Origin of the sequence: Pseudoselenomonas ruminantium (assembly GCF_900142515.1) — a bacterium.
Lineage (GTDB): Bacteria > Bacillota > Negativicutes > Selenomonadales > Selenomonadaceae > Selenomonas_A > Selenomonas_A ruminantium_D.
The window spans coordinates 1-20149 of the sequence record NZ_FRBC01000039.1 but is presented as its reverse complement, the minus strand read 5'-3'; the positions used below and the strand labels follow the sequence as shown (position 1 = coordinate 20149).

The window sequence follows — 20149 nt, the reverse complement described above, 5'->3', positions numbered from 1 at the left end:
ACAATGCGAGCGTTGCTAGAGAATCACGATTGGTAAGTTGAAAATAATTAAAATTTCTCATTTTATGTTGTACTAAATCTTGACATAGGACCACTCTATCCATCAAGAATTATTGTGGGGGAGCGTTCCGAGCGGGCGAAGGTATTTGCGGGGCTATTAGCTGCAGGGGCGGAAAAGCAGGAGATTCCTATTTTATACACGGGTTCTACCGAAGCTGAAGCCATTAAACTGTTTGCTAATACATACTTGGCCTTGCGTGTAGCTTACTTCAATGAATTGGATTCTTATGCTGAATCCCGTGGTCTGGACACTGGCGAAATTATCCGTGGTGTCAGCCTTGACCCGCGTATTGGTGATTTTTACAATAATCCCTCATTTGGTTATGGAGGCTACTGCCTGCCGAAAGATACGAAACAGTTGTTGGCTAATTACCGTGATGTGCCACAGAATCTGATCGGTGCGGTAGTGGAGGCTAATCGAACTCGTAAGGATTTTATTGCTGATGCCATTATTGCGAAAAAGCCGAGGGTGGTAGGGATTTATCGTCTGACCATGAAAACGGCGTCGGATAATTTCCGGGCCAGTGCCATTCAGGGGATTATGAAGCGTATCAAAGCCAAGGGCATTCCCTGTATTGTCTACGAGCCTACCTTGAAGGATGATAACTTCTACCGGTCCGAGGTGATCAGCGACCTGGCAGAGTTTAAGGAACGCAGTGATGTAATCGTGGCCAACCGCTGGAATGATGCGCTGACGGATGTGCAGGAGAAAGTTTTCACAAGAGATATATTTAGCAGAGACTGATTGTTTTGAGGAGACGATATGCGGCTGGATTTTATTACCAATATTAAAACATCCATGATGATAATGGTGGTATTTTACCACTGCTGTATGTTTTATACCGGTGATTGGGGCAAAGTTTTTGATGTGACAGGAGACGAACGGATTATTGCTTTTACTGCCTGGTTAAATTCGTTTCATGTGCCGGCATTTGTAATGGCCTCTGGCTATTTGCTGTATTATTTGGCTGTGGAAAAGAAACATTATTTTTCTACAAAAGATTTTTTAGGTCGAAAGGTACAGCGAATCTTAAAACCGTATGTATTAACATCACTTTTATGGGTGTGTCCTATTCATTATTTTTTATTTGGTGGTTCAGGTAGTGATTTTTTTTATAAGTATGTTCTAGGGATTTCACCATCACAATTGTGGTTTTTGCTGATGTTATGGTGGCTGTTGGTTGGTTTTTATTTGGCGTTGTCAAGGCGTATGCTTATGTTTGGCAAGCGAGATGCGATAATATGTGTACTTTTGTTTGCGGGGGGGGTACTCTTTGCTAGACTGGCACATAATATGTTGCAAATTGGCAGTGCCATGCAGATGAGTATTTACTTTTATTTTGGTTGCTACCTGCGTTATAAAAAGTTGCAGCCTACACGGAACAAGGTATTTGTGGCTACGTTGTTGGCGCTGGTCAGTGGGTATACTGTCCTTTTTGCTGAGATCAGGTATATCGCAGGAATGATAAAGCCTGTATTTACTTTAGCGGAGTTGTATCTAATTTACTGTTTAGGTCAGATTACAGTTGAGGCATATCTATTTAAAACGAATTTATGGAGGGAATTGAGCAGAACCTCGTATGAAATTTTTTTAATTCATCAGCAGATTATTTATTTTTGTATAAGAGTATTTCATCCTCGGTTATCCATGTGGGAAACCATTGCCTGTACTTTTATGACAACAATGGTTGTATCGTGGCTGATTTGCTGGGGAATTGACGGAATAGCAAAGAAGGGACGTGGCGTTTTTGGCAAAGTATAGGAAATTTGATACCTATAAAAAAATATTGATAACCGGCGGTGCAGGGTTTATCGGCTTTCATCTGTCCAAGCGGTTGTTGGAGCTGGGGGCAAATGTGGTCGGATTTGACAATTGCAATGATTATTATGATGTATCGCTGAAGGAAAGCAGACTGGCGATTTTGCAGGCGTATCCTAATTATGAGTTTATCAAAGGGGATTTGGCTGATGAGTCAGCAGTCAAGGCGCTGTTTGACAAGTCAAAGCCGGATATTGTGGTGAATCTTGGAGCGCAGGCCGGGGTGCGGTATAGTATCGACCATCCGCGCAGCTATATTGACTCGAATCTGATTGGTTTCTTCAATATATTAGAGGCCTGCCGTCAAATCGGTGTGGAGCATTTGCTATTTGCGTCCAGTTCATCGGTGTATGGCAATCAGGAGAAAACGCCGTTTAGCACTACGGATAATGTTGACCATCCAATTAGTCTCTATGCTGCAACAAAGAAGTCTAATGAGCTGATGGCCTATACTTACAGTCATCTGTATGGTATTCCGGCAACTGGATTGCGGTTCTTTACGGTTTATGGCCCGTATGGTCGTCCAGATATGGCGTATTTTAAATTTGCCAATCTGATTCGTGACGGTAAACCGATAAAGATTTACAACAATGGCGATATGCTTAGGGATTTCACCTATGTGGATGATATTGTAGCAGGTATCGAACATATGCTTTGCAATCCACCGAAAGCTAATACAGAGGGCGATAAGTACAAGGTTTATAACATTGGCAACAACAGCCCTGTGAAGCTGATGGACTTTATCGAGACGTTGGAAAAAGCCTTGGGCAAGACGGCAGAAAAAGAATATCTGCCCATGCAGCCAGGGGATGTTTATCAGACCTATGCGGATGTTAGCGAGTTGGAGCGAGATTTTGATTTTCGGCCCTGTACTTCCATAGAAAAGGGGCTAGGTAAATTTGCTGAATGGTATCGAGATTATTATGGTGCATAAAAGGGAGCTTTTATCTTGGGGATACGAAAATTTTTTAAGAGCGTTTTGCCAGATGTGGTACTGGAGCCGCTAAAGCAGGTTTATAGTGATATGCACTATGTTGTTATGCATGTGGTACCGGAGAGATGGTATTTGAAACGGCAGTTTAAGAAACTGGTGGGGTATCCACTGAATTTGGATAATCCGCAGACTTTTAATGAAAAATTGCAATGGCTGAAGTTGCATGACCGCAATCCGTTGTATACAAAAATGGTGGATAAATATGAGGCTAAAAAATATGTGGCAGACATTATAGGTGAAGAATATATTATCCCGACTTTGGGCGTATGGAACAATTTTGATGAAATTGATTTTGACCAGTTGCCGGAGCAGTTTGTATTGAAATGTACGCATGACAGTGGTAGTATTGCTATTTGCAGAGATAAGAAGAATTTCGATAAAAATGAAGCTAGAAAAAAAATAGAGCGAGGGTTGCGGTATAACTATTATTATGCCGGTGGCTTTGAATGGCCTTATAAAAAAGTAAAGCCTAGAATTATAGCAGAGAAATTCATGGCAGAGGAAAGTGGGCCAGATCTGCCGGATTACAAGTTAATGTGTTTTGGTGGTAAAGTAAAATGCTCCTTCACATGTACAGGGCGCAATACAGATAATGGCTTGCATGTAACCTTTTATGATAGAGCGTGGCAGAAAATGCCTTTTGGGCGTCATTATCCGGTAGAGGAAATACCTATGCCAAAACCTGAGAATTATGAGAAAATGGTAGAATTGGCTGAGATTTTAGCTGCTCCCTTGAAATTTGTCAGAATAGATTTTTATGATATTAATAACAGGATTTATTTTGGCGAGATTACTTTTTTCCCAGGGAATGGAGTCGAGGAATTCTCTCCAGTAGAATGGGATACGAAAATCGGTGATTGGCTGAAGTTGTAGTTAGAGGTAGATATGGAAAAGATTGCTTTGGCAAAGATGGAGAAGGCTACCTACGAACGTTCGCAGGTAGAGTCAGGTGTGCAAGAAGCTTTTCGTTTGATGGGGTATGATGCTGAAAATTTTGGAACGGGGGGCTGGAATCCCTTGGGGGGAATCATTAGGGCAGGAGATAAGGTACTGATAAAGCCGAATTTGGTTATGCATAGCAACGGTAATTCGCAAGGTGGTCTTGAATGCTTGTTTACTCAAGCTAGTGTAGTAGAAGCAGTACTGAGATATGTGGTGCGTGCCTTGTTGCCTGATGGGGGGCACGTGGTGATTGCAGATGCACCTATGCAGGCTTGTGATTTTGACAAGTTGGTGAAGGATAGCGGCTATTTATCTATGGTGGAGGATTTTCAACAGCGCTTTCCGCAGATACAATTTGAATTGAAGGATTTACGAGGCGTAAAAAGTGTTTGGAAGAATGGTTTTTATCGCTATTACGATAATCCGAATGCGGAACAAAAGGTTGTGAGACTGGATAAGGATAGTGAATTTGCTGGGCTTCCTCCTGAAAGAATTGATGCCATGCGGATAACTTGTTATGATCCGGATATCCTACGCAGCCATCATAATATAGAACGTCATGAATATGCGGTGGCGCAGGATATTTTGGATGCTGATGTCATTATAAATATGCCCAAGCCTAAGACACATGCCAAAGCGGGAATTACTTGTGCCTTAAAAAATTTGGTAGGGATGAGTGTGCGCAAAGAGTACCTGCCGCATCACACAAACGGTGAGTACACGGAGGAATCTTCTACCCAGGGAGGGGATGCTTATAAGAGTCGTACTCTGTTCCGGCGTGTAGAAGATTTCCTGTTGGATTGGAAGAATCGTTGTGCACAAACTTATCACTGGCCTCACATTGCCTGGTTGTTGCAGCAATGTGTGCGAGTTGACCATTTTTTGGCGCGGTTCTTTTGTCATGAGCAATTTTCTGAAGGCAGTTGGTATGGTAATCATACTATAAGCAAGACGATAGCCGACTTGAATAAGATAGCTTTTTATGCGGATAAAGATGGGAATATGTTGCCTGTTGGTCATAAAAAGGCAAGGCGCTACTTGATTATTGCAGATATGGTAATAGCAGGTGACGGTGAAGGCCCATTGGCGCCATCACCAAATTCGGTAGGAATAATCGGTGTGGGTGAAAATCCCGTGGCCTTTGATGAAGTGGTGGCAACGTTGTATGGGGCAAAGATGGAGTATATGCATACGATTAATCAGGCTCGCAGTACATCTTATGGAAAATATCCGTTGATTCGTGCTGAAGAAGAGGGGCAGATATTGTCAAACAATGATGCGTGGAATGGAAAAAATTGGCGGGAAATTCAACCAAAGGATAAATTATCTATTACCCCCACTAAAGGTTGGAAAAAAGCCTTTTATAGCTGATTTATGGGGAAAATAGGTGGTATATAGGGAAGTTTATGGAAATTAAAGATAAGGTGCGAACAGCAACCAAGTGGACATTAATAACGGAATTCCTAGCTAAAATAATAAGTCCTGTTACAGGAATGGTTTTAGCGCGCTTGCTTACGCCTGAAGCTTTTGGTGTCATGGCCTCTATTATGGTGGTAACATCTTTTGCAGAAATGTTTGCGGATGCAGGTTTTCAGAAATATTTTGTCCAGCATGAGTTCTATGATGAAGAAGAAAAACGGAAGTGCTTTGGGACAGCTATTACAACTTCCTGTCTAATTGCTTTGGTTATATGGTTGTTAATTATTTATTTTGCCGATGAAATTGCTGTGCTGTTAGGTGCGGAGGGAGTAGCAGATGGCATAAAGGTGGCTGGATTTGGTCTGGTCCTGACCTCTTATAACGGAATGCAGGCGGCGATATTCAAACGGGAATTTCAATTCAAATTGTTGTTTAAGTTGCGTATGGTTGCTGTGGTTATTCCGCTACTCGTTACGATCCCATTAGCTTATTATGGACTGGGTTTCTGGTCGTTGGTTTGGGGGACATTGGCACAACAGGGCGTGACTTGTTTGGTGCAAGCACATTATACCAATATGCCATTGTTACAAGGTATAGATGGGAAGAGTCTGTTCTCTATGCTGTCCTTTTCCTTATGGACGCTTTTTGAGTCTATTACTATATGGTTCAGTACTTATGGTGGCTTGTTTTTGGTGGGCGTACTGCTCAGTAGTTACTATCTTGGCCTATATCGTGGAATATTGACTCTCACAGGAGCCGCATTCGGTATGATAACAGGTGCCATCATACCAGTTCTATTTACGGCTTTATCTCGTTTGCAAAATAATATGGTGGAATTTAAGAGTTTATTTTATGGTGTCCAAAGCAAGGCGGCCTTGGTTCTTATGCCGATTGGTGTGCTACTTATGGTATTTGCCGATGTATCTGTAAGTATTCTGCTAGGAGAACAATGGCATGATGGAGATTTTTTCTTCGGTGTGTGGAGTTTAACGACGACATTCTCTATATTGATTAATTCCTTGGCTAGTGAAGCAATACGGGCTAAAGGAATGCCTCGTTTGTCGGCTTTTTCACAGGTGTTACATTTTCCGGTAATGTGGGGAGGCCTTTGGTATGGGTCTAAGGTTGGTTTTGATGCGGTGGCTTTGGGGATGTGTGCAAGTTCTTTGTGGTTGGATGTGGTTAAACTAGTGATGCTTCGTCAAGTGTTGGGCTTTTCCGTATGGAAGATGACCGGTAATATTATTAATGCGGCATTACCTGCTACTGTGGCAGGTGTGGTGGCATGGGAATTACGACAGATGTTGATGCCTTATGGTATAGTAGCAGTTATAATGGCCATAGCTGCTTTTGGTGTTTGCTATTTGTTGTTGTTGTTGGCAAGGAAAGACAACCGACGGATAGTAATGATGGGGATGATGTACTTGCGGGAAAGGTTCATAGGTATATAATATTTAATAACTCAAACTTCCCATATGTAAAATCCCCACGGCTCCTTGAAAACTGCATATCTCAAGAGATAAAATTCTCAACCGGCCTGCGATAGGCGTTGCATAGACTCAGACAGCTTAGCCATGAATTTTTCATAAAAGGCCTCGACCTGCTCGTCTGTGATATGAAACTCTTCCTGTACCGTTGCCAGTATTGCTTCCAATATAATCAGCATGGATTCTTGGTATGTAATATCTGCTACCTCAGATATCATAAGGTAGAAAAGTTCGCCCAGTGTCCGGTCGTCTTCATTGTCCCGTTTGGTCACTGTCAGCAGCATATAACGGGTAAAAAACATGGAAACGTGTGCAGTTAGCCTGTCGTAAGAAAGGCCATAATACTCCTTACGCAGGAGCAGGCTGCTTTTGCAGGTCTTGAAGAAAACCTCTATGTCCCACCGATGTCCATAGATACGGATAATGTCATTTTCGCTTAGGCTCATGTCCGTGCAGATTATAGCAATCCAGTCTTTTCGGTTGTTACGGTTGCGGACACAGACAATACGAGCGTCAATGCCATTTTCGCCATTTTTGTCCTGCCCCACCTTCACAGGAACGGAAAGCAGATACCTTGAACGTCCGTGGCGTTTCTTACAGGAAGCGAAAATCTTCTTGATATCCAAACGCTTTCCTTCAAACATATATGTCCGCTTGCTGCTACGTTTTACCATGGCGATTACGTTTAGCCCAAGGTCCTTGATTTCCAGGATTTGCCGCGGGTTGGAAAACCAGCTGTCAAACAATACATACTTGGCCTTGTGCCCTGCAGCCAAAGCGTTTTTCAAAAGTTCCACCATGACAACCGTAGCCTTTTGGCAGGCTATAAGCCTGCGTTTTCCGGCAACGGTTCACTTGTCTATCTTTCCGCGAGGGCCCAAAACATTTTCGTTATCTGACGATGCCAGCAAGAAAAAGTTGATGGGCAGAAAGGTGCAACCGTCCGTCCAACCAAGAGTAAGCAGCCGGAAGCCTGCCTTATATCGCATGGATACATTGTCGAATACCCTTTATGCCAACTCCGTACGTTTATAGCCAGCCCGCTCGTACAGAGAATCGTCAATGACAAAACAGTCATCCCAGCTTTCTGAAGTCAACGGACGAATGTGCCTGTTGATAATCCGCTCGGAGAGGAGCGTAGTAAAGCGAAGCCAGTTTGTGCGAGGGCTCATGATAAAACGATAGTAAGTGTTTTTCGAGAAGTTTTCCCGAACATTGCCCAACTTCTGCTGCATATAGAAACTGCCCATGCGGAAAGCATTGGTCAGTGTATAGGCAAAAAGCTCTTTGACAGGAACCCCTTTGAGTTTGGAGCCGCCGCACTGGCTTAGAAGACTGATAATCCCATAAGCGGCAAGAAAATTTGTAATGGAGCAGGAAACATTCTTTTCATCGGTGGATTCAAGTGATACAATAGACATGGCGTAAAACCTCCTTGGATAATGGTTTTTCAAGGAACAACACCTATTTATGGAGTGGGAAGTTTAAGTATAATACTAACCAAGGGAGTGTCGCACCTTTGGTTTCAGTTCTATTTTTATTTGTGCCGTCAGCGATAGCGGCGGAATGGAGTTTTTTATGATAAAAAAGGGAATAATTTTGGCTGGGGGCTCTGGGACGCGGCTGTATCCGCTTACCAGAGTGGTGTCTAAGCAGTTGATGCCTGTCTATGACAAGCCTATGATTTATTATCCACTGAGTACGTTAATGCTAGCAGGGATTAAGGATATCTTGATTATCACCACGCCGCAGGACAGTGAGCAGTTCCAAAAATTGCTAGGAGATGGCAGTCAGTTGGGAATCAGCATCAGCTATGCTGTGCAGCCCAGTCCGGATGGTTTGGCTCAGGCCTTTATCATCGGGGAACAGTTTATCAATGGTGAAAGTTGTGCACTGGTGTTGGGCGACAATATTTACTATGGTTCGGATTTGGCCCAGTCGGTACAGCGGGCTGCTTCCATGGCGGAAGGAGCTACCGTCTTTGCGTATTATGTGTCTGACCCGGAACGCTATGGTGTTGTTGAGTTTGATGACCATGGTCATGCCCTGAGCCTGGAGGAGAAACCAGCTCAGCCCAAGTCCAATTATGCGGTAACGGGACTGTATTTTTATGACAAGGATATTGTGGATGTGGCAAAATCCATAAAGCCATCTGCCCGAGGGGAACTGGAAATCACAGATGTCAACAAGGTATATTTGGAACGCGGCAGATTACAGGTAGAAAAAATGCGTCGTGGTTATGCCTGGCTGGATACTGGCACGCATGAATCCCTGCTGGACGCAGCATCTTTTGTGCGGACGATTCAGGCGCGGCAGGGGTTGAAGATTGCCTGTCTTGAGGAAATTGCCTATCGTATGGGCTATATTGGTGCTGCACAGGTGGAACGATTGGCGCAACCACTGCTGAAGAATGAGTATGGCAAATATCTTATCCGCATGATTAAGGAGTAATTTTTGACATGAAAGTTATTGAAACAAGTATATCGGGTGTACTGATTATCGAGACAGATGTGTTCGGTGACCATCGCGGTTATTTTACAGAAACGTACAACAAGCCAAAGTATGAAGCGTTGGGCATTACGAATGATTTTGTGCAGGACAATATGAGTTTTTCGGCACAGAAAGGGACGTTGCGTGGCCTGCATTGGCAGAATCCGCCGTATGCACAGGCGAAGCTGGTTTCCTGTTCCAAGGGCAGTGTTATCGATGTGGCTGTGGATATTCGCAAGGGCAGCCCAACCTTTGGGAAATGGGTATCCGTGGAACTCAGTGCAGAAAATCATCGTCAGTTCCTGATTCCGCGTGGCTTTGCGCATGGTTTCTTGACGTTGACGGACGATGTGGAGTTTCGCTATAAATGCGATAATGTCTACAACAAAGCCTCGGAAGGCGGCATGCGTTATGATGCGCCGGAAGTCAATGTCGATTGGGGCACATTGCTGGCTGGTATTGAACCAGTACTCAGCGAGAAGGATACGACAGGGCCGACTTTGACCGATAGTAATAATCAGTTTGTATATGGGGAGAATTGTTAAATGAAAATTGTTGTAACAGGCGGTGCCGGTTTTATCGGCGGCAACTTTGTGTATTATATGTTGAAAAAGCGTCCGGAAGATACGATTATTTGTCTGGATAAGTTGACCTATGCGGGTAATATGGAAACCATGGCTGAGGCCATGAAAAATGATCATTTTAAGTTTGTACGTGCAGATATTGCTGACCGTAAGGCTGTATATGAGCTGTTTGAAACGGAAAAACCGGATGTTATTGTCAACTTTGCGGCAGAATCCCATGTAGACCGTTCGATTGAAAATCCGGAGATTTTCCTGCAGACCAATGTCATTGGTACGAGCGTACTGCTCGATGCCTGCCGCAAGTATGGGATTAAGCGGTATCATCAGGTTTCTACGGATGAAGTTTATGGTGATTTGCCGCTGGACAGACCGGACTTGTTCTTTACGGAGACAACGAATCTGCATACGTCCAGCCCGTATTCGGCATCCAAGGCTTCGGCAGATTTGTTGGTGATGGCCTATCATCGTACCTACAAGGTGCCGGTGACGATTTCCCGCTGCTCGAACAACTACGGCCCATTCCATTTCCCGGAGAAGCTGATTCCTTTGATGATTATCAGTGCTTTGGCTGACAAGAAACTGCCGGTATATGGTGACGGCCTGAATGTCCGTGACTGGCTTTATGTGGAAGACCATTGTGCAGCCATCAACCTTATCCTGGAGAAGGGCAAGGTCGGTGAAGTTTATAATATTGGCGGCCATAATGAGCGGGCTAATATTGATGTGGTTAAGACTATTCTCAAACAGCTCGGCAAGAGTGAAGAATTGATTGAGTATGTTGGCGACCGTAAAGGCCATGACCGCCGTTATGCCATCGACCCGACTAAGATTCATAATGAGCTGGGCTGGCTGCCGGAAACGAAATTCGAAGATGGCATAAAAGCTACGGTACAGTGGTATCTGGATAATCGCAAGTGGTGGGAAAACATCATCAGTGGCGATTATCAAGATTATTATGAGCGTATGTACGGAAGAAATTAACAACAGTATGAACAAAGCAAAATGAGTCAGCTGATGGGCTGACTCATTAGCATATTGTCATCTTGATGTTGCACATGTTAGTTAACAATGAAAACCATCTTGCAAAATAGTGGCATAAAATATCTTGTTCGTGTATAATAAGGGAAATTTATGTATCAAGGGGATTTTGACTATGCAGAAGATTAAAAAGGCAGTAATTCCGGCAGCAGGGTATGGTACGCGTTTTTTGCCTGCGACCAAAGCTACACCGAAGGAGATGCTGCCTATCGTAGACAAGCCGACCATTCAGTATATCGTGGAAGAGGCCAAGGCCAGCGGGATTGAGGATATTCTGATTATCAGTGGTCACGGCAAGCGGGCGATTGAAGACCATTTTGACAGTGCGCCGGCTTTGGAGATGGAACTGGCCAAGAAGGGGAAGGACAGTTTGCTGGCTATGGTGAAGGAGACGGCAGATATCAATATCCATTACATTCGTCAGCGCTATATGCGGGGGTTGGGCGATGCAATTTTCTGCGCTCGTTCGTTTATGGGAAATGAGCCTTTCGCGGTGCTTTTGGGGGATGATGTAGTTTACAATCCAAAGAAGCCGGCACTGGCACAGCTTATTGATATCTATGAGGCTACGGGCGGTTCGGTACTGGGCTGTCAGAATGTGCCGCAGGAAAAGGTTTCTTCCTATGGCATCGTAGCCGGAACGCAGACGGACAACAGTCGTTTGATGCGGGTTTCGGATATGGTGGAAAAACCGGCCGTAGAAGAAGCGCCCAGCCGTATGGCTGTATTGGGCCGTTATATCATTAAGCCGCAGATTTTTGATATTTTGGAAAGCACGCAACCGGGCAAGGGCGGCGAAGTGCAGCTTACGGATGCACTCAAGGTGCTGGCACGTCAGGATGCGGTTTATGCGTATGACTTTGAAGGCAAGCGCTATGATGTGGGCGATAAGCTGGGCTTTTTGAAGGCTACGGTGGAATATGCTCTGCGCCGTGAGGATTTGGGAGAACCTTTCAAGGTTTATCTGAATGATCTCATGAAGAAGTAATGTAAGCGGTAACCATATGAAATATGCCGGATGTGAACAGGAAATATTCACGGAAGATGCCATAAAAGCAATTTATGAATACTCAGCCGGCTCAGCTCGTGGCATTAACAAGGTGTGTATGCACAGTCTGCTTTGTGCCGCACAGCGAGGCAAAAAACTCATTGACGATCATTTGGTTCATCTCGTTATTGAATCCGAGCTTCCATGATGATCTGAGAATTAGTACTCTGAATGCACAGGGGACCATTTTTTAGACCATCATGTGGCAAAAGTCAAGAGCAATTTTCGGCGTTTGCTGTGAGCAAATCGAGGACAAAACAAGAAATCAGCTACAGTATGAATATACCGGGCCAAAGAAACCGCCTATCCGACGATTTGGAAACCGCGAATCCGGTATAAAGAAACCGCTCCTTTCTGATTTTTTAGTGTGCCGTTTCTGGGCAAATGGGAACCATCATTCCCAAGAATGATGGCTCCCATTTGCCTAGAAGCAGTTACGCTGAGATATCAGGCTATTCTTCATCGTCAAGCTTAATGCGATAGACTTCACGCATGGAGATATCCTTATTCGGGTTAGTCGCCTCGATGCGAAGTTCGTACGCATCATGGATAATACGATCCAACACAGCTTCAGCCAGCGGATTGTTGGCTCCACCAAGCTGGTCGTACCATTCTTCAGATGGATACTGCGAACAGAAAATCGTTGAGGACTGCCAACGACGTTTGTGGATGAGATCTGCAATGTCATGGCATTCATTCTCGTTAGGACGCTCCAGTAGCCACTCGTCCAAGATGAGAAGCTTTGGCTTCAGATACTTCTTCAGTGCTTTGCTGTAAGTTCCTGTCTGTTTCGCTTCTTCCATCTCTATGAGAAAGTCTGGGATGCGAACAAACAGCGTCTTGATGTCGAGGTCAATGGCACAGTTGCCAAGAGCACATGCCAGATAAGTCTTACCCTCTCCAGTCTTGCCGGTGATAAAGACATTAATTGCCTGGTCGATGTATGCACAGGTTGCCAACTGTTCAATCCTGCGCCGATTCAGCGTACGCCCTGCATTGTAGTTGATTTCCTCAATACGAGCATTAGGCTGTTCAAGTTGAGCTGCCTTGTAAGCACCTCACGAGACAGTGTATTTAACCAGCAATGCTCATATGGGATAATGTAGAGAACCAAGCAGAATTGTAGTTTTTGGAGTTTTTGTATTGTAGTACAAAAACTCCAAAAGCTGCTTTGTAGGAGGTTCGCTATTATCATGAAAGTTATCACCCGTAAATATAAGCTGGAAAAATGGAAGGCTATCATTACCAATCAAATGGCCAGCGGCCTAACTGCTGCGGAATACTGCCGTCAAGAAGATTTGCCAATATCCACATTCTTTTACTGGAAAAGGACAATCAGGCAGGAGTTAATTGCTCGAATGGACACACAGGTTTCTAAGCCTGCTATTGTTGAAGTACCGCTCACAGTATCGAGGACTTCTCTCGAAGAAGCGCCGCCGGCATCGCTAGCACCGCCAATTGAACAGAATAAGCTTACACTTAAATGGGCATCGGTAACGCTGGAGGTATATCCGGATACTCCTCAAAAGCTGCTGCGTGAAATGCTGCGCTGCAGACGCTGCGGGAGGTCTTCCCATGCTCGTAAATCAAGTTTTGGCCGATCGGGTATTCATCATCTGTGGCAAAACAGACATGCGCAAAGCAATCAACGGACTGGCTGAGATTGTGCAGAATCAATATAATCTAAATCCTTACGAATCTGCAGCATTTCTGTTCTGTGGCCGTAAGGCTGACAGGATGAAATGCTTGTACTGGGATGGCAATGGATTTTTGCTGTTGTACAAACGGCTGAAAAATGGTCAGTGCTCCGGTATATTCAGATGTCAACGGAATTGCTAGCCTACAAGTATTATGATGGATAGGCGTAATACTTGTAGGCGTTATAATATAAAAGACAGAATAATATGAATAAATATAAAGGTTTACAATGAATATTTGACCTTAAATGATTTTTTCTATATACTGTAAACAATAGACTTGCCTGAAACACCATCTTGAATAACAGACTCGTAATGCCTGTAAGGTCGGATAAAGTTAGGCTGCTCAACATGAACATGTCTGCAGGCCGGACAGATTCCTACGGGAATATCCAACTGAATTCTGCAGCCGCATTTCATGATGAGTTTACGCCTGTACGTGCCGTGACCGGACAATGGCGCATGGCAAAACGGGCAAATGCATTCCGATTCATCTAAGCTGACGACTAAAAATATGCGTAAACTTATTGAAAATAATGCTGTAACGTGTTATGCTAACCATGCTGATTATATTATTGGTAGCCTCGTTGCAGGGAGTTAGAAGGTTCTGCAGCGTGGCTTTTTTCGTGTCTCCAATTTTCGTATTTAACCTTTATTCAGATTATATACGCCTTAAATCGGCAAGGCAAGAGAGCAGCACAGTTGTTTGGAGTACAAAGGCTGTGAGCAGTTACAATAGTTACAAAATATCAATGGAGAGTTTTTATGCCAAAGAATAAAAGGCAACATTATGTACCCCAATTTTATCAAAGATTTTTTTCAAACGGGGAGGATTGTCTTCCAAATTTAAATCTAATAAGTGGTAAAATAAATTGGAAATCATCTATTAATAGACAAGCGCAAAGCGATTATTTTTATGGCAAAGACAATGGTATGGAGGAATTTCTAGATAAAGAAATTGAAACACCGGCATCTAATGTGCTTAAAAACATAATAAAAAATGCGTGTATCAATGAAATAAATGATAATGAATATATTATTTTGATGAAATATATTGCATTACAATTCACTCGCACGAAAAAAATGTCGAGAGATTTAAACACACTTACTAATAAATCAACAGAGGAATTTATTAGATACTATTCATCAAAAGATCATCCTGCCGGAGAATTGAAGCAGAAGCTAGGTGTTGCTGATTATCATAAAAAGAAGGCGCCACTAATTACTACGATTGCAGGCATGGGAATATTGCATAACTTTTTAGATTTAGAGTGTTGCTTATTAGCAAATAATAGTGGTGAAGGATTTATAACTTCAGATAGTCCGGTAACGGTATATAATCAATTCCTATACAAAAAAAAGAGTAGATATATTATTGGTTTGAAATATGCTGGGTTACAAATATTTTTTCCTTTAAGTCCACATTTAATGATTTATCTTTACGATCGAAATGTTTATAGACATAATTATGATCAGACGATGAAAATAGTAATAAGTTCAAAGGAAGACATTAAATCACTTAACATATTACAGGCGATTAATGCGGATAATATAGTGATGTTTAATGCTGATACTAATTCAGAATGTTATATGAATAAAATATTCATAAAGGCACAATCTTTTAGAAGTAAAATGGAGGCACGTGTGGATGTTTCAAATATTAATTCTAGATCTCCTGTGATTGTTGAGCACATTGTGCATTCACTATATAGATTGAATTTATCCTTTATCAAGGAAAGAAAAAGTGCAAAAAGAATAAAAGTAAAAGAAAATTATATCCCACTTAGAGATGGATTGGGCGTTAATCCATTTAAAGAGATTGAACATATAAAATTGTAAGTAAATATTAGGGAGGTATTTGTGATGTCAGGATTTCAAACCGCAATTTCAATTGATACTGCGATGAAACATATCAGTAGAAATGAATATCTTTTGCCTGCTTTTCAACGCGATTTTGTATGGAAAAGTGAGCAAATAGAAAAACTTTTTGATTCGCTTATGCAAGGATATCCAATTAGTTCTATGCTATTTTGGAAAGTAAAAGGTGATACAAAAGCACGATGGAAGTTTTATCAATTCATAAATTCATTTGTATTGAATGCAAATGATTATGCAGTATCAAATACTTTTTTGGATGCTAATGAGTGTGGTGAATTCTATGCAATTCTAGACGGACAGCAACGTTTAACAGCACTTAGAATAGGATTATATGGACAATATGCATACCATGAACCAAGAAAGCCTTGGAAATATGCAGCAGCATATTTCCCTTGGAGGAGATTGTACCTTTGTCTTTCTAAAATGGGAAAAAACGATGATGATTATAAATACATATTTAAATTCTTAAAAAATAGTGATACTAGAGAAAAAGACTTTTATATCGATGATGACGGAGAATTATGGTTTAAAGTAGGAGCTGTTGTTGCGATATATGATAGTAACGAAGAAACAACGGATTACTATAGTGATAAGGAAGAATATAAAGATATAAAGCTGAATAAGGATCAAAAAATCATAATTAATACCTTAAAGAAAGTGATTTTTTCAGATAAAGCAATTAATTTTTATGAGGAGGATGAACAGAATCCTGATAAAGCAGTAAATATATTTACGAGAATTAATGCGGGTGGAACATTTCTTTCGTTTTCCGATTTGGTATTTTCACTCATGGTTTCGCACTGGGAGAGAAAGGATGCAAGAACCGAGGTTCGCTCTTTAATATCATCTGTTGCTGGAATGGGATTTGATATTAATAAAGATTATATTGTTAAGTCTTTTTTATATCTATACCATCGTAGTGTAAAAACATCAATTCAAAGCTTTGATAAAGAATTTTGTGCAAAAATAGAAAATAATTGGGATGAAATTTCTACAGCAATCATTTCTTTATATGATTTGCTTAGAAGTTACGGATTAACATCATATAGTTTAACATCGAATAATGCGACTTTGCCGATTCTATATTATATATATCACAAAAAAATATACGATGGATTTTCAACAAAAAAGAATTATGGGCAAGATAGAGCCACAATAAAGAAATGGATAATGTCTGCTATTTTAAGAAGGATTTTTGGCGGGCAATCTGATAATATTTTACAACAATCTCGTAAATATTTCACAAGTGATGTGGATAAAGAGTTTATATCGAATGATATCATATTCGATGGTAAAAAGTTAAATGATAATATTAATATCTCAAATTATATAGACGATGATTTTATAGATAGTATTATAAATACTCAAAAAGATGATAGATATGCATTTTCAATTTTGTCGTTGCTATATCCGGATTTAGATTATAAAAATAATAATTTCCATAAGGATCATTTGCATCCAGAAAGTGCCTATCCGTCATTATCGAAGGAATTACGTGAAAAATATCCATTTAAGTTGTATAATTCAATCTTGAATTTACAAATGTTAGATAGCAATGAAAATCAATCTAAGAAGGATATGCCTTTGGATGCATGGGTTAATAAACAATGTGATAATAATTCAAATCGGAAAAAGTTTTTAGATGAGCATTTAATTCCAGATATTAATCTTAGTTTAGATAATTTTGACCAGTATGCAAAAGAACGCTATGTAATTTTAAAAGATAAGCTGAAAGAGATATTAATATAGGCATATAAGAGCCTTTATTTTATTTCGGTTCGTGCCCGCCGATATAAAGTTGCTTTTGAAATTCCTAATTTCCTGACAGCATCATCTGCAGTGATATCACCGGCTTTCCACTGATTATATGTGTCGTTCCAATCAGCCGTAATGGTTGCTTTGGGGCGACCATATTGTTTGCCGGCCTGTCTTGATGCTTCTATGCCTTGGCGCTGCTTTTCAAGTCGCTTTTCTGCTGCCAGCGCATCGACACGGAGTTCGCATTCGATCTGATTATTGATACGGATGCGGCCCTCGTCAGACAGTTTATCGTATTTTTCAATTAGTTGTTGTACATCTTCTGGCATATTCTTACTTGCTGTATGGCCTAATAGATAATCAGTTGATATATCATATAGCTTAGCTAATTCGATTACCAGGGCGAGACTCGGCTCACGGGATTCTCGCTCATAGTTGGCATATGTTGAACGTTTTACATTTATCCTATCGGCCACATAGTCCTGCCCATATCCGTGTTTTTTACGTAGGGATTTGAGGATACTTCCTATCATTTATTATTCCACCTTTTGAAACGAATTATAATGATTATATCATATCGCAACTAGAGTATAATGTAAAGCATAATATAAGCAAGGGAGAAATTTTATGTCATCACCATATGTTGAGCAATTATTTCAGTGTGCTCTAAAGGCTCTTAGGGAAGATTTGGCACTAAATCCTGGTAGGCCTGATTTGATACGAGAAGTCTGTATCACTAATCAAAGGCTGGCGCAGGTGTTTGGCTCTGATTATAGAAAAGAAGCATTAGCTGAAATACTGAAACAATTGATGACCTGGCGCTCTGTATCGTCACAATGCGGAGGGATATGCTGCAGCTATAAGCATATGTGCACGGCTTTTGAGTACACTAAGGACGGGGTTATTATACATATGTATCCCCAGGCGATAAGTTTTTTAGATGAGGAGTAAAGGCGGTGTATTATCACGATGAGTAAAGATAGTAAGACATCCGGAGAGTGGACGGCAAAAGATATGATAGAGCTTCGTATCGAAATGTTTGAAAAAAGATCAGAAGAAGCTGCGGAAGGAACAGAAGACCGGGTTAAAAGCGAAAAATGATAAACTACGCGTGGCGTGGGGCAGTAAGTGATAAAAGTGCATAGCAGATGACATTGGTTTTGAGCAATGCCGGTGTTCAAAGGTTTGTCATTGGAAGGAAGCTATGGCAATCTTTTAGGATCTAAGATTCTGCTATTATGTTTTTGCTCTTCTTGCCATTCTTTTATACTGGCTAAAACTTTTTGGCGAGTTTTCTCAGCCAGCATATTCTGGCGGATTTCACAGATCGTCGTGTATGCGCAGTCATCACATTTGTGATAATAAGGATGTTTCTTTATGCCGTATACGCAGGCCGCGTACTGGTATACTTGGCTGTCGCTACTGGACGCTAAACCGTATAATGACATGATAATTACCTCGTTACTCAGATTGATAGACTTCGCTGCCTAAAATGTATGATATATAGTATTCCATGTGCTTCTCATAGTTCCTGCTAAACTAAAATAAAGTATAAGTGTTCTAAATATCAAAACATTGCTTGCGTAGGCATAGGCAAAGGTGATTACTCATCGTAAGAACCTTTGCCCATAATCTATTACCATGGTATGTAAGTCTGTGATAGTGTTTGGTACCATATCAAAGGACAATATGGAAGCAGTTAACCATGTGCTCCATTCGTAGGCCGTAAAATGTGTCGGCATCGTTGGAGGTCAACGGCGAAAAAGACTCGATGAATATTTGCGCTTTTTCCGTATGTTGTGCAGAATATTGAACTGAGTCATTGACATTTTTCGTCCAATACGATACATTGTTTCTATGAAAAGATAAAGAAAGGTATAATAATGGGAGGATAAATATGGTAAAATTAATGTCCCCAGATGAATTAAAAATTAAAATGCTTAAGGCCGAAAATGAACGTTTAAAGAAAAAGCAGGAAGATTTGCTTAAACGAAATAAGGAGCTTAAGCAGGAAATGGCAGATGCTCTCCGTTACGACGGAACTAAAGATGATAACTAATTTCTTTCTAATGATAGAATTATAATTGTCTTATGGGAGCAGCATTATGCATGATAATACTTTTACAGAAAAGGATTGGAAACTTTTTCGGAAGTTGTTGCCGAGATGGCAGGAACGTTATATGGAAGTGCTTGTTAAAGAGTATTCTGCGATTTTAGCAAAAGATGTTAATACATCCGAAAAGTTTTGGGAATTAGAAAAGCGTATATGGACAGATAAGAAGAAAAGTGGCGTGTGCATTAGAGGTTTGAGGCGTTCTCAAATGCTAGAACACATTATGTCGTTATTGAACGACGGAACTATCAAACTTGATGACTTGGAAGATTTTAGTGATTCTTTGAGAGATAGATTAGATTCGTATATACAGTTGATGGAAAATATAGAAAGCCGGAAATCCTAAAGAGCCTCAATACAATCTTTAGGGCATAAGAAAAATGGACTGCTTGGAAGCAGTCCATTAATGATTATTTATAGGAATTATCCGGAAGTTATAGAAAAAAGTAGTCATCTTTCATTAGTTTCAATAACTTCCGATAAATTATTGCTATCGGAAGTTATTGACGAATTTACCCCCTTATTGTGGGAGATTTTTTGTAAAAAAAAATAGGAGAGTATGAAAAAATCTCTGTAAATGAATTTTCCTCGAAAACATAAGGTCTTCTATGATAAACTATAATCAAATCATAGGAGGCCTTTTATCATGGCAAGACAGAAAAAAGAGATTCACAAAGTAGAAATGACCGATGGCAAGCGTGCCATCATCCAGCAGTTGTTCCAAGAGTACAACATCGAGAGCGCTACTGATATCCAAGACGCCCTGAAAGACTTGCTGGGCGGCACCATCAAGCAAATGATGGAAACGGAAATGGATGAGCAT

The 20149-nt window shown here is 41.2% G+C and carries 19 protein-coding genes and 4 pseudogenes; 18 read left to right on the top strand and 5 right to left on the bottom strand.

Annotation, left to right across the window (positions count from 1 at the left end; genetic code table 11):
• Nucleotides 1–93: 93 nt before the first annotated feature.
• From BUB68_RS14045 to BUB68_RS14020, 6 genes and pseudogenes are all read left to right on the top strand, one after another.
• Nucleotides 94–804: pseudogene (locus tag BUB68_RS14045) on the top strand (UDP binding domain-containing protein); the annotation flags it as partial.
• Between the two features lie 18 nt (nt 805–822).
• Nucleotides 823–1821, top strand: coding sequence for an acyltransferase family protein (locus BUB68_RS14040; RefSeq protein ID WP_073092727.1), 999 nt, complete (start codon nt 823–825; stop codon nt 1819–1821).
• On the top strand, nt 1808–2812 hold the full coding sequence (locus tag BUB68_RS14035; RefSeq protein WP_073092725.1) for an NAD-dependent epimerase: 1005 nt from the start codon (nt 1808–1810) through the stop codon (nt 2810–2812). The genes BUB68_RS14040 and BUB68_RS14035 overlap by 14 nt, the downstream gene beginning before the upstream one ends.
• Before the next feature lie 15 nt (nt 2813–2827).
• Nucleotides 2828–3745, top strand: coding sequence for an ATP-grasp fold amidoligase family protein (locus BUB68_RS14030; protein WP_143188181.1), 918 nt, complete (start codon nt 2828–2830; stop codon nt 3743–3745).
• A gap of 12 nt (nt 3746–3757) precedes the next feature.
• Nucleotides 3758–5185 carry a DUF362 domain-containing protein gene (locus tag BUB68_RS14025; RefSeq protein WP_073092723.1) on the top strand — a complete coding sequence of 476 codons (1428 nt, stop codon included), beginning with the start codon at nt 3758–3760 and terminating at the stop codon, nt 5183–5185.
• Nucleotides 5186–5220: 35 nt separating this feature from the next.
• The gene (locus tag BUB68_RS14020) at nt 5221–6684 is read left to right on the top strand and encodes an oligosaccharide flippase family protein (RefSeq protein WP_073092720.1); all 1464 of its coding nucleotides are present in this window, start codon (nt 5221–5223) and stop codon (nt 6682–6684) included.
• A gap of 77 nt (nt 6685–6761) precedes the next feature.
• Here the strand turns inward: BUB68_RS14020 and BUB68_RS15490 are convergent.
• Together BUB68_RS15490 and BUB68_RS15485 are read right to left on the bottom strand one after the other, a co-directional pair.
• Nucleotides 6762–7559 (bottom strand): annotated as a pseudogene (locus BUB68_RS15490) (IS4 family transposase); the annotation flags it as partial.
• Nucleotides 7560–7730: 171 nt separating this feature from the next.
• Nucleotides 7731–8141 carry a hypothetical protein gene (locus BUB68_RS15485; RefSeq protein WP_073092717.1) on the bottom strand — a complete coding sequence of 137 codons (411 nt, stop codon included), beginning with the start codon at nt 8139–8141 and terminating at the stop codon, nt 7731–7733.
• Nucleotides 8142–8298: 157 nt separating this feature from the next.
• Here BUB68_RS15485 and rfbA point away from each other — a divergent pair, with 157 nt between their 5' ends.
• The 4 genes from rfbA (at nt 8299) to galU (ending at nt 11820) form a co-directional block, all read left to right on the top strand.
• On the top strand, nt 8299–9171 hold the full coding sequence (gene rfbA / locus BUB68_RS14005; RefSeq protein WP_073092714.1) for a glucose-1-phosphate thymidylyltransferase RfbA: 873 nt from the start codon (nt 8299–8301) through the stop codon (nt 9169–9171).
• Nucleotides 9172–9179: 8 nt separating this feature from the next.
• Entirely contained in the window at nt 9180–9755 is a 576-nt protein-coding gene (rfbC, locus tag BUB68_RS14000) for a dTDP-4-dehydrorhamnose 3,5-epimerase (RefSeq protein WP_073092711.1), read from the top strand.
• Nucleotides 9756–10775 (top strand): dTDP-glucose 4,6-dehydratase, encoded by a 1020-nt coding sequence (gene rfbB / locus BUB68_RS13995; protein WP_073092708.1) that lies wholly within the window; start codon nt 9756–9758, stop codon nt 10773–10775.
• A gap of 172 nt (nt 10776–10947) precedes the next feature.
• Nucleotides 10948–11820, top strand: coding sequence for a UTP--glucose-1-phosphate uridylyltransferase GalU (gene galU, locus BUB68_RS13990; RefSeq protein WP_073092705.1), 873 nt, complete (start codon nt 10948–10950; stop codon nt 11818–11820).
• Nucleotides 11821–12332: 512 nt separating this feature from the next.
• Here the strand turns inward: galU and BUB68_RS13980 are convergent.
• Nucleotides 12333–12917: pseudogene (locus BUB68_RS13980) on the bottom strand (ATP-binding protein); the annotation flags it as partial.
• A gap of 156 nt (nt 12918–13073) precedes the next feature.
• Here BUB68_RS13980 and tnpA point away from each other — a divergent pair.
• Both tnpA and tnpB read left to right on the top strand, forming a co-directional pair.
• The gene (gene tnpA, locus BUB68_RS15125; protein ID WP_143188180.1) at nt 13074–13541 is read left to right on the top strand and encodes an IS66 family insertion sequence element accessory protein TnpA; all 468 of its coding nucleotides are present in this window, start codon (nt 13074–13076) and stop codon (nt 13539–13541) included.
• Nucleotides 13456–13719: an IS66 family insertion sequence element accessory protein TnpB gene (gene tnpB, locus BUB68_RS15875; protein WP_073092696.1), complete on the top strand. Its 264-nt coding sequence runs from the start codon at nt 13456–13458 to the stop codon at nt 13717–13719. Before tnpA ends, tnpB begins: the two co-directional genes overlap by 86 nt.
• Nucleotides 13720–13835: 116 nt before the next feature.
• Here tnpB and BUB68_RS15870 read toward each other — a convergent pair whose 3' ends face one another.
• Nucleotides 13836–14057, bottom strand: a complete 222-nt coding sequence (locus tag BUB68_RS15870) for a DUF6431 domain-containing protein (RefSeq protein ID WP_371914877.1) — start codon at nt 14055–14057, stop codon at nt 13836–13838.
• A 285-nt stretch (nt 14058–14342) separates the two neighbouring features.
• On the opposite strand from BUB68_RS15870, the gene BUB68_RS13970 reads away from it, so the two are divergent.
• The gene (locus tag BUB68_RS13970) at nt 14343–15416 is read left to right on the top strand and encodes a DUF4238 domain-containing protein (protein WP_073092693.1); all 1074 of its coding nucleotides are present in this window, start codon (nt 14343–14345) and stop codon (nt 15414–15416) included.
• Between the two features lie 24 nt (nt 15417–15440).
• Complete coding sequence (locus tag BUB68_RS13965; protein ID WP_073092691.1) at nt 15441–17204, top strand: DUF262 domain-containing protein; 1764 nt, start codon at nt 15441–15443, stop codon at nt 17202–17204.
• Nucleotides 17205–17218: 14 nt separating this feature from the next.
• On the opposite strand, the gene BUB68_RS13960 is transcribed toward BUB68_RS13965, so the two are convergent.
• Entirely contained in the window at nt 17219–17746 is a 528-nt protein-coding gene (locus BUB68_RS13960) for a helix-turn-helix domain-containing protein (protein ID WP_073092688.1), read from the bottom strand.
• A 436-nt stretch (nt 17747–18182) separates the two neighbouring features.
• Between BUB68_RS13960 and BUB68_RS15715 the strand changes: the two genes are divergently transcribed.
• From BUB68_RS15715 to BUB68_RS15905, 4 genes and pseudogenes are all read left to right on the top strand, one after another.
• Nucleotides 18183–18314, top strand: a complete 132-nt coding sequence (locus BUB68_RS15715) for a hypothetical protein (protein ID WP_256625986.1) — start codon at nt 18183–18185, stop codon at nt 18312–18314.
• A gap of 796 nt (nt 18315–19110) precedes the next feature.
• On the top strand, nt 19111–19272 hold the full coding sequence (locus BUB68_RS15350; protein ID WP_178139546.1) for a coiled-coil domain-containing protein: 162 nt from the start codon (nt 19111–19113) through the stop codon (nt 19270–19272).
• Nucleotides 19273–19318: 46 nt separating this feature from the next.
• The gene (locus BUB68_RS13950) at nt 19319–19672 is read left to right on the top strand and encodes a multidrug transporter (RefSeq protein WP_073092683.1); all 354 of its coding nucleotides are present in this window, start codon (nt 19319–19321) and stop codon (nt 19670–19672) included.
• Nucleotides 19673–19972: 300 nt separating this feature from the next.
• A pseudogene (locus BUB68_RS15905) lies at nt 19973–20149 on the top strand (IS256 family transposase); the annotation flags it as partial.